The organism is Streptomyces sp. NPDC050315, assembly GCF_040655775.1.
Lineage (GTDB): Bacteria > Actinomycetota > Actinomycetes > Streptomycetales > Streptomycetaceae > Streptomyces.
Genome location: NZ_JBFAKN010000001.1, coordinates 1,360,242 through 1,369,359, shown reverse-complemented (window position 1 = coordinate 1,369,359; position 9,118 = coordinate 1,360,242). Strand labels below are relative to the sequence as shown.

Sequence of the window (9,118 nt, the reverse complement as noted above, 5' to 3'; positions counted from 1 at the left end):
CAGGGGCAACTGCACAGCGGCAGAGGGTGGTAGGTGGACATGGCCGTGGCTCCCAGCCGTAAGGGAACCGTACCGTTCGGTGAGTACAAGACGTGGTACCGCGTCACCGGCGACCTGGATTCCGGGCGTCCCGCATTGGTCGTCGTGCACGGTGGGCCGGGCAGTACCCACGACTATCTGCTGAACCTCGCCGAGCTGGCCGAGCGAACGGGCTGCCCGGTCGTGCACTACGACCAGCTCGGCAATGGCGGCTCGACCCATCTGCCGGGCCGGGGTGCCGAGTTCTGGACCGTCCAGCTCTTCCTCGACGAGCTGGACAACCTCCTCCAGTCGCTCGGCATCGCCGACAACTACGTGCTGTACGGGCAGTCCTGGGGCGGACTGCTGGCCGCCCGGCACGCCGGGGACCGGCCTGAAGGCCTGCGCGGCCTCGTCATTGCCAACGCGCCGGCGTCCTATCCGCTGTGGCTCCAGGAGATGGCGGTACTGCGGGCGCAGCTGCCGCCGGGAGTCAACGAAACACTGCTCCGGCACGAGGCGGCGGGGACCACCAACAGCGACGAGTACTACGAAGCCATGACGCCCTTCTACGAGAAGCACGTCTGCCGGCTCAAGCCCTGGCCGCGCGACTACCAGGCATCGTTCTACGAGGTGTACAACGATCCGACCGTCTACTTCACGATGAACGGCCCCAACGAGTTCCATGTCATCGGCACGCTGCGCGACTGGTCCGTGGAGCCGCACCTGCCGGACATCGCCGTGCCGACCCTGCTCGTCTCCGGGCGGCACGACGAGGCGACGCCCGTCACCGTACAGCCGTACCAGGACCTCATCCCCGACGTCCGCTGGGAGATCTTCGAGGAGTCCAGCCACCTTCCGCACCTGGAGGAGCCGGAGCTTTTCCAAGAAGTCATGACCGCGTACCTCAAGAGCCGCTGAGCGGTCTCCCACAGGTCTCCGGGATGTCTGGGGTATCTGGGGTCCGTAGGGGTACATGCGCCGCCGCCCGGAATTCACACTGGGAGGCATGGAGACTGAAGGCGCCGCCGCATTCGTATTTCCCGGGATGGGGCCCACGGCATTTGCGGACGTGGCGAAATTCATGCTGCTCAACCCGTTCGCCAGGGAACTTGTCGGTATCGCGGACGAGACGCTCGGATATTCGCTCGTGGAGCGGTTCCATGCGGCGGATGGCGACTATTCCGAGTACGCGCAGGTCGCTTTCCTGGTGAACTGCCTGGCGCTTGCGGAGTGGGCCCGCGCCAACCTCGACGCGGAGCCGGCCGTATGCCTCGGGCCCAGCTTCGGGAACAAGGCCGCGGCGGTGCACTCCGGTGCGCTCAGCGCGGCGGACGGCATCCGGCTCACCGCGGAGTTCGCCCGCTGCCTCGACGCGTACTTCGCGGAAGAGCACGCCGGCCTGGTGACGCAGTCCTTCGCGCGAGTACCGGCGGACCGGCTGCGCGAACTGCGCGAGGAACTGGACGAGCAGGGCGAGTGGCACGACCTGACCTGCACCGTCGACCATGACTTCCACATGCTGACGCTCAGCGAGAAGCGGACCGAGTGGCTGCAGAGCCGGCTGCGCGGGCTGGGCGGACTGCCGCTGTACATCATGCGCCCGCCCATGCACTCGGCCGCCTTCGAAGGGCTGCGGCGCAAGGCGGCCGCCGAGGTCATCGACAAGCTGACGTTCGCCGAGCCGCACACCCCCGTGGTCTCCGACCACGACGGGGCGTTGCTCACCACGGGCGATGCCGTACGGAATCTGCTGCTCGACGGGTGTGTCCGGCGGGTGGACTGGCCGGTGGCGCTGGGCTCGCTGCGGGAGCGTGGGGTGCGCAGGCTCTTCGTGACCGGGCAGGACGCGCTGTTCGGGCGAGTCCCGGTCGCGACGAAGAACTTCGCGGTGACCGGGGTCGATCCGCGGCTGGCCATGCGGCCGCGCCGCCGTCCGCCGAACCGACGGCAGGGCGCGACCGCCTGACGAGCCGGGTGCCGGTCAGCCCGCGGCCACCGTGGACAGCTTCGAGACCGTCTTCCACAGGACCCCAGGGGTCGCGAAGGTGTCCATCGTCAGCGCGTCGTCGACGAACCGCACCTGGTAGAGGTCCTCCAGCGCACCGAGGAGTTCGACGGTGCCCAGCGAATCCAGCCCGGCGTCCCGCATGTTCATGTCCTCGGTCAGCGGTTCCGCCGTGTCGAGAAACGGCAGAAAGCCCCGGACCAGTTCCTCGAACTGGTCATCCCACTTGGCGCTCATCGCGGTCACCCTTTCCCCGTGCTGCCGGCCGTAACGCCGGCAGCGGTGTCTGGAACTCGGTTCTCCGAGGAGACGCTATGTACTCCGCGACAGTGCTGGAAACCCTTTCCGACCCCTATCTTTCGTAAAAGTCTTCCGTAAGTGCCTTCTGTAAGTGTCTTCCGTAAAGCGAGGCAGCATGACCGGGAACCCGAACACCGCGCTGTACTCTCGATTTCTGCGCGGCCTGGCCCTTTCCCCCGAACGTCCGGCGATACGACTCGGTACCGAGGACATCACCTACCGCCGCGTCCATGAACTGGCGCTGAGCTGGGCCGGATCGCTGCTCGCCAGCCTGCCCGCCGGCCACCGGGACGCCCCGCCCGTCGTCGGCGTGCTGGCCGGCAAGACCCTGCAGGGCTACGTCGGCATCCTCGCGGCGCTGTACGCGGGTGCCACGGTCGTGCCCCTCAATCCGGACTTCCCCGCGGCCCGCAATCTGCGGATGCTGCGGATCGCCGGGGTAGAGGTGCTGCTCGTCGACGAACAGGGGCTGGAGCGATCCCGCGACCTCTTCAAGGAGGGGGGAGTGGAGCTGCCGGTGGTGGCCCCGGACGCCGACGGGCGGTCGGTGGCGGGTGCGCCGCCGTTGACCGAGCCCCGCCCGGTGGCCGCCTCCGACCCCGCGTACATGCTCTTCACCTCCGGCTCGACGGGCGTCCCCAAGGGGGTCCCGATCAGCCATGGCAACACCTGCCACTACTTCGCATGCATCGACGAGCAGTACGACTTCACCCGGGACGATGTCTTCACCCAGACGTTCGACCTCAACTTCGACTGCGGCATGTTCGACCTGTTCTGTGCCTGGGGCGCGGGGGCGAGCGTTGCGTACGTGCCGCCGCATGCCTACGTGGATATGCCCCGCTTCCTCGCCGAGCAGGGCATCACCGTCTGGTTCTCCACTCCGAGCGCCATCGGCCTGCTCCGCCGGATGGGCGGCCTCACCCCGGGTGCGCTGCCCGGCCTGCGCTGGAGCTTCTTCGCCGGTGAGGCGCTGAGATGCCAGGACGCCGCCGACTGGCAGGCCGCGGCCCCGGCCTCCGCCCTGGCGAACATCTACGGTCCCACCGAGCTGACCGTCACCATCACCGGCCACCGCTGGCACCCCGAGACCTCGCCGGAACGCGGTGTCAATGGACTCGTACCGATCGGACGGGTGCACGACGGGCACGACCACCTGCTGGTCGACGAGGCCGACCGGCCAGTTGCCGACGAAGGTGAACTCCTGATCACCGGCCCGCAGATGGTCCGCGGTTATCTGGACCCGGCCGACAACGAGGGACGCTTCGTCGAACGGGACGGTCGCACCTGGTACCGCACCGGCGACCGGGTGCGCCGCCTCGACGACGGCGAGCTGGTGTACATCGGCCGGCTGGACGCCCAGGTCCAGGTGCAGGGCTGGCGCGTGGAACTCGTCGAGATCGAGCATGCGCTGCGTGGCCAGGACGGGGTGGACGACGCGGTCGTCGTCACGTACCGGCCGGAGGACGGCAGCACCGAACTCATCGTCTTCCACACGGGCGTGAAGGTGTCCCCGAGGGTGCTCTCCCGTGCCTTGCGTGAGGTCCTGCCGGACGGCATGCTGCCCCGCCGTTACGAACATCTGCCGGAGCTGCCATTGAATTCCAACCGCAAGGTGGACCGGTCCGCTCTGACACGCCGGGCAGCGGAAACCGGACGACCTGCATGAGACCGACGGTGGCGCACATCGCCGCGATCGGCACTGCCCTTCCGGGCAAACCGGTGGACAACGAGTCGCTGGGCAGGCTGTTCGGTGTCAGCGGTGAATGGGTGGACATCTTCGTCGGTACGAGGACCCGGTACTTCGCGCGGGACCTCACGAGCGGCACGGACGGTCACTCGCTCACCGACCTGTGTGCCGAGGCCGCCGATCGGGCACTGGCCGCCGCGGGTCTGGAGTCGTCGGACATCGACTTCCTGGTGCTGAGCACGATGACCCCCGACACGCTGCTGCCCACCACCGCGACCCGGGTCGCCGACCGGATCGGCCTCAACTACGTGCCTGCCTTCCAGATCCAGGCGGGCTGCTCGGGCCCGGTCCAGATCCTGGAACTGGCCCAGTCGCTGATCCGCTCCGGCCGCCACGTCGGACTGGCCATCGGTGGTGACGTCACGAGCCGCCACCTCGATGTCCGCCGGAACCTCGCCGAGCTGCCGACCGAGGAGCTCGTGAACCATCTGCTGCTCGGTGACGGCGCGGGCGCCGCCGTGCTCACCGCCGAGCCCCTTGGCGAGCGGATCGCGATGCGGGGTGTGCTCAACCAGTTCGCCGGCCGGGGACGCCGCAGCGGCCAGATCATCCACTGCTGCGGCGCCGCCGCCCGGGAAGGCGAACGCCCAGCGCCGTACGAGGACCACAAGGCCATCGAGGAGAGCGTGCCGTCCCTCTCCGCGGAGATCATGTGGGATCTGCTCGACAGCCTCGGCTGGAATCTGCACGATGTGTCCTTCCTGTTACCGCCGCAGCTCTCGGGCCGGATGACCGAGCGCATCATGAAGCACCTGGGCGTCCCGGGCTTACGCGAGGTCAGCTGTGTCACGGACACCGGAAACGCCGGAAACGCTCTCGCATTCCTGCAGGCCGCCCGACTGTTACCGGACCTGCGCCCCGGGCAGCGGGCCCTCTCTCTGGTCGTGGAGAGCAGCAACTGGCTCAAGGCCGGGATCGCCCTGGAGAGGCTCTGAATCTACTCGCTGTCATACAGGTCCACATGGCCGCTCAGCGCGGCATGAACCCCGGCCTGAAAACGGCTGACGGCGTTGAGATCCTCGGTGAGCTCGGCGATATGCCGCCTGCACGTACGCACGGACATGCCGAGCCTGCGGGCCACCATCTCGTCCTTGTATCCGCGACTCATCAGCCGGATTATCGACAGTTTCAGTTCGTCGGTGATGTGTTCCGGCTGGGGAGCATCCGGCAGGAATGGCGTGGCGAGTTGCCACTGGTACTCGAAGACCTTGCGCAGGAAGGCGACGAGATTCGGTTCCCGTATGACCACGGCGCTGCGTCCGGGGCCGTCGATTGCCTGTTCCGGCAGGAAGGCGACTTCCCTGTCGTAGATTATCATCCGGTCGATCAGTTCATTCGTGGTGCGTATCTCGGCGCCCGCCGCGCTCACCTCGCGCACGTAAGAACTGGTCATGAGGTCGCCGCGTGCCGTGTGCTGGTAGATGGTCTGCAGCCGCACTCCGCGCTGGAGCGTCTCCACCATGGAGTCCCGCAGTGCGGCCAGCAGCGGGGCGCCCTGGGCGCCATCGGGCTGGACGGTGAGTATCTCGGACTTGGCCTGCACGCGATGTTCGCACAGCAGGGCACGAATGGCGTCCACGTCGGTGATCAGGTCGAAGGCTTCGAGGTGATTCCGCCGACGGCGGCCCTCGAAGTAGGCCGGCATCAATGACAGCATCGAACTGCGAATGCCTGTCACGGCCCGCTGGAGGCTCCGGATGTGATCCTCCGTGCCGCCGACGAGTTCGGCCACCGCGGCGTCCGGGCTGGCCGGAGCGAGCTCATCGGGCTTTCCCGGCGTGGGCTGCAGCAGATGCAGACGGGTCAGAATCCACTGGATCCGAAGAGTTTCTTCAGAAGTCAGCTTCAATTCTTCGGCAATCTCTTGACCGACGAACCGCCCCGAGTGGACAGCTAACCGGTAAGCGGCAGCGCTCATCTCGTCCAGCTCTGCGAACCGGGCTCTGGAATCCTCGATTCCGTGCAACGCTGATGCCTCCCCCTGGCGTGAAAAGCCTGCCATGCAACTTTAAGTCATCGGAGAAGCCTTGGGGGAAGGTTCAGTTCATCGGCAGGGTGTTGATCGCCGCCGCCCGGACCCGCGGCGACCGTCAGCTGCAGAGCGGACGACAATGAAGCACGCGGACATTCACACGGAATGACTGCAAAAGTGACACGGGGGTAAGTGTGCACGGAAATCGGCTGAACAGGGCTGCGTCCAGCAGAGCGGACCTGGCCGGTGTCCTGGACGACAAGTGGCCGGTCGCAGCCGGCCACTGACGAGAGACGGAGGCCCCTTCCCCGCCGGCGGGGAAGGGGCCTCTTCGCTCACACCAGGTCCAGCACACTCATCTGCAGGTCCATGGGCAGGTCCTGGCGGCGCGTGATGCGCAACTTGCGGTAGACCCGCGTCAGATGCTGCTCGACGGTGCTGACGGTGATGTAGAGCTTCATGGAGATCTCACGGTTGGTGTAGCCGTGCGCGGCCAGCGCCGCCACCCGCCGCTCGGAGTCGCTCAGCTTGCCGGCGGCCGCCGCACGGACGGTGTGGACCTGCTCCCGGCTGCCGCCCGGCTGGGACCGGGAGGCGAGGCCCGGAAGGATCTCCTCGCGCAGCGCCTCGGCGCCGCAGGCGTGCGCCAGGCTCCAGGCGCGCCGCGTCATCATGCCCGCCTTGGTGTTGTCTCCCTGCGCCTGTGCCAGCCGCCCGGCGTCGGCCAGCGCACGGGCCAGTTCCAGCCGATCGCCGGAGCGGCGCAGTTCCTCGACGGCCTGTTCCAGCATCGCGAGCCCCTGACGTTCGTCGGTGAACTGGGCGCGCAGCCGCAACGCGGTACCGCGCACCCAGGGGTGCCGGACGTCGGGGGAGGAGAGCTGCTGCAGTACGAGCTGCTTGGCCTGCTGCGGCTCACCCAGGCGGACCAGCGCCTGCGCCGCATCGGTGCGCCACGGCAGGAACAGCGGCGAGTCGAGCCGCCACTCCTGGGCCGCCCGGCCGACCTCCATGAGTTCCGCGAACGCGGCCTGGAACTGGCCCGTCATCAGCAGATGCAGGGCGCGTGCCCGCCGATAGGCGAGCCCGTGCACGCCGACCAGCAGCTCCTCGGGTACCGGATGCTCCAGCTGCTGGGCCACCGCCGCGTGCCGGCCCATGGCGGTACGCGCGCGGATCAGGGCCGCGGCCGGTGCACACGCGAAGAAGCCGGTACGGGACTGCGGCAGCTCGTCCATGGCCGCCAGCGCCTGCTGCTCGGCACCGGACAGGTCTCCGAGGTGCAGCAGCAGTTCGGCGTACACCGTGGTGAAGGCGGCGGACCAGCCCGGAGCATGCTGCCCCTCGGCCTCCGCGCAGAGCTTTTCGCACCACACGACGGCCTGGTCGGGCCGGCCCGAATGCAACAGGGCCCGCACCGCCCGGATCAGCACATGCAGTGTGCCGGACGTCAGTACCGTGTTCTGCAGCAGCTGCTCGGCATTGGCGGCGGTGGTCTCGCCGGGCGCCCCGAGCGTCGGCCACCATGCCGTGGTGGGGACACCGTACGTCGGCCAGGGATCCCGCTGATGGGCGGCGGGGCCGGCCGGCGGCCCGGGGACAGCCGGTTGCCCGGCGGTGACCGACGGTGCGTCGATCCGGCCCTGCTCCATCAACAGCCGGGAGAGCAGTTGCCGGGCCGGGGCAGGCAGCGTGCCGGTCTCCAGGGCCGCCAACGGAGCCTGCAGCAGTTGTTCCGCCGCCGCCGGATCGAACCGCCACATGACCGCGGCGTGCCGGAGTGTGATCTGCAGTCGCTGCGCCTCGTCCGGGCAGATCCGGCAGGCCAGCCGGAGCATGTCGGACGCCTGCCGCGGATGCCCGTCGGCCAGCGCGCGATTGGCCTGCTCGTGCAGTACTCCGGTCGCCCACGGCACGTCCGACCAGGGCCTGGGGTCGTGCTGTGACGCGAACAGATGACGGGCCACGGCGGACGGATCCAGGCCCCGCGCGTGCAGCAGCACGGCGGCGTCGCGGTGCAGGCCGGCACGCACGTCCGGGCTGAGGGCGTTCAGGACGGCATCCCGCACGTCCCGGTGCCGGAAGCGGAGCTCCCGGAGGACGCCGCAGGACTCCAACGCGGTCACTGCCTGCGCGGTCACCGAGACCGACAGCCCCAGGAGCTCCGCGGCCAGCTCCGTGGTCGCGTGTTCGTCCAGTACGGCGAAGACTCCCGCGACGTCCCGAGCCACCGGGCCGCTGCTCCGCACGCAGGCCGCGACGGCCTGGTTGAACAGCCCGCCCTGCGACGGGCGCGGCAACGGTGTGGTGCCGTCGCGGCCGGCTGTCGCACGGTGCTCGGTCAGCAGCGCCTTGAGCAGCAGCGGGTTGCCTCCGGTGAGCTCGTGGAAGGCCACGGCCGCCTCGTCGTCCGGTCGCCGACCACCGGCCGCGAACCCGGTGATGCCCTGCGCCACTGCCTGCGTGTTCAGCAGCCCGAGCCGGATGTGCCGTACGTCGGGCCGGTGCAGCAGTTCCGCGCTGAGCGTGGCGCCCTGGGCGCTCTGCTGCGGCGAGACGGCGGCCAGCAACACCACCCGCGCGGCACCGAGATGCCGGGACAGGAAGAGAAAGTGCCGCAGCGACGCGGCATCCATGTGATGCAGGTCGTCGATGCAGTACACCAGGGGCGTACGCCTCCCGAGATTCCGCACCACCTCGCAGAACTGCTGCAGGTCCTCCACCCGCGGCGGTACCTGCGTCGGCAGCGACAGCTCCGGCAGCCCCGCCGCGGTCGCGGCCTGGCTGAGCTGACGCAGCACGCCCAGCTCCACGGTGCGCTCGCCCTCCGTCCCTACGGCGCGCAGTACCTCCCATCCCGACCGCATGGCGCGTTGCGCGAACGCGTCGAGGAGCGAACTCTTTCCGACACCGGCCGCGCCGTGCACGAGCACGGTCCGGCTGCGTCCGACGTCGGCGGCGGACAGCGCTGAGTCAAAAAGTCTCAGTTCGCTGTTCCGGTCAAACAGATCAATCGGCACGACGACCCCCGTCCAGAACAAATGCCTTGTTCCCGTGTGAGTTCGTCAGTGTA

General features: G+C 68.7%; 7 protein-coding genes. 4 read left to right on the top strand and 3 right to left on the bottom strand.

Features of this window, described 5'->3' with window-relative positions; genetic code table 11:
* Positions 1 to 39 precede the first annotated feature (39 nt).
* Together AB0I82_RS06010 and AB0I82_RS06005 are read left to right on the top strand one after the other, a co-directional pair.
* Entirely contained in the window at positions 40 to 939 is a 900-nt protein-coding gene (locus AB0I82_RS06010; protein ID WP_363255847.1) for a proline iminopeptidase-family hydrolase, read from the top strand.
* An 88-nt stretch (positions 940 to 1,027) separates the two neighbouring features.
* A complete protein-coding gene (locus AB0I82_RS06005) occupies positions 1,028 to 1,987 on the top strand; it encodes an ACP S-malonyltransferase (protein WP_363255846.1) in 960 nt (319 codons plus the stop codon).
* A gap of 15 nt (positions 1,988 to 2,002) precedes the next feature.
* On the opposite strand, the gene AB0I82_RS06000 is transcribed toward AB0I82_RS06005, so the two are convergent.
* Positions 2,003 to 2,263, bottom strand: a complete 261-nt coding sequence (locus AB0I82_RS06000; protein WP_363255845.1) for a phosphopantetheine-binding protein — start codon at positions 2,261 to 2,263, stop codon at positions 2,003 to 2,005.
* 178 nt (positions 2,264 to 2,441) lie between these two features.
* On the opposite strand from AB0I82_RS06000, the gene AB0I82_RS05995 reads away from it, so the two are divergent.
* Together AB0I82_RS05995 and AB0I82_RS05990 are read left to right on the top strand one after the other, a co-directional pair.
* On the top strand, positions 2,442 to 3,992 hold the full coding sequence (locus tag AB0I82_RS05995) for an AMP-binding protein (protein WP_363255844.1): 1,551 nt from the start codon (positions 2,442 to 2,444) through the stop codon (positions 3,990 to 3,992).
* Positions 3,989 to 5,008 (top strand): 3-oxoacyl-ACP synthase III family protein, encoded by a 1,020-nt coding sequence (locus tag AB0I82_RS05990; RefSeq protein ID WP_363255843.1) that lies wholly within the window; start codon positions 3,989 to 3,991, stop codon positions 5,006 to 5,008. Before AB0I82_RS05995 ends, AB0I82_RS05990 begins: the two co-directional genes overlap by 4 nt.
* 2 nt (positions 5,009 to 5,010) lie before the next feature.
* On the opposite strand, the gene AB0I82_RS05985 is transcribed toward AB0I82_RS05990, so the two are convergent.
* Both AB0I82_RS05985 and AB0I82_RS05980 read right to left on the bottom strand, forming a co-directional pair.
* Positions 5,011 to 6,039, bottom strand: coding sequence for a hypothetical protein (locus tag AB0I82_RS05985; protein ID WP_363255842.1), 1,029 nt, complete (start codon positions 6,037 to 6,039; stop codon positions 5,011 to 5,013).
* 341 nt (positions 6,040 to 6,380) lie between these two features.
* Complete coding sequence (locus AB0I82_RS05980) at positions 6,381 to 9,065, bottom strand: AAA family ATPase (RefSeq protein WP_363255841.1); 2,685 nt, start codon at positions 9,063 to 9,065, stop codon at positions 6,381 to 6,383.
* Positions 9,066 to 9,118: the final 53 nt, after the last annotated feature.

What these genes read in the sequence shown, in the direction of transcription:
- AB0I82_RS06010 (WP_363255847.1), top strand. Translation starts at nt 40, where the DNA reads ATGGCCGTGGCTCCCAGCCGTAAGGGAACCGTACCGTTCGGTGAGTAC.
- AB0I82_RS06005 (WP_363255846.1), top strand. Translation starts at nt 1,028, where the DNA reads ATGGAGACTGAAGGCGCCGCCGCATTCGTATTTCCCGGGATGGGGCCC.
- AB0I82_RS06000 (WP_363255845.1), bottom strand. Translation starts at nt 2,263, where the DNA reads ATGAGCGCCAAGTGGGATGACCAGTTCGAGGAACTGGTCCGGGGCTTT.
- AB0I82_RS05995 (WP_363255844.1), top strand. Translation starts at nt 2,442, where the DNA reads ATGACCGGGAACCCGAACACCGCGCTGTACTCTCGATTTCTGCGCGGC.
- AB0I82_RS05990 (WP_363255843.1), top strand. Translation starts at nt 3,989, where the DNA reads ATGAGACCGACGGTGGCGCACATCGCCGCGATCGGCACTGCCCTTCCG.